The organism is Polaribacter sp. BAL334 (assembly GCF_015767435.1).
GTDB lineage: Bacteria > Bacteroidota > Bacteroidia > Flavobacteriales > Flavobacteriaceae > Polaribacter.
Genome location: NZ_JADWOV010000140.1, coordinates 1 through 448, shown reverse-complemented (window position 1 = coordinate 448; position 448 = coordinate 1). Strand labels below are relative to the sequence as shown.

1 protein-coding gene is annotated in these 448 nt (G+C 32.1%); it reads left to right on the top strand.

The window, feature by feature from the left end; all coding sequences use genetic code 11:
- Positions 1 to 448: LemA family protein (locus IU405_RS00735; protein WP_197436736.1), on the top strand; the 448-nt coding region annotated here is incomplete at both ends.

Sequence of the window (448 nt, the reverse complement as noted above, 5' to 3'; positions counted from 1 at the left end):
CTATAATAATATTGTAACTTTAAGAAACGAAGCTGAAACAACTTGGGCAAATGTTGAAAGTTCCTATCAAAGAAGAAATGATTTGATTGGAAATTTAGTAAAAACAGTGCAAGGTGCTGCAGATTTTGAAAAAGAAACGCTAACTCAGGTTATTGAAGCACGTTCAAAAGCAACTTCTACAACTATTGATGCAAATAATTTAACACCAGAAAACATGGCGCAATTTCAACAAACACAAGCTGGTTTGACAGGCGCTTTATCAAAATTATTATTGGTGGTGGAGCGTTATCCTGATTTGAAAGCCAATGCTAATTTCTTAGAATTGCAAAGTCAGTTAGAAGGCACAGAAAATCGTATTAATGTTGCTAGAGATAGATATAATGAATCAGTCAATAAATATGATACTAGAATAGATAAGTTTCCTGGAAATATTTTTGCAATGATATTT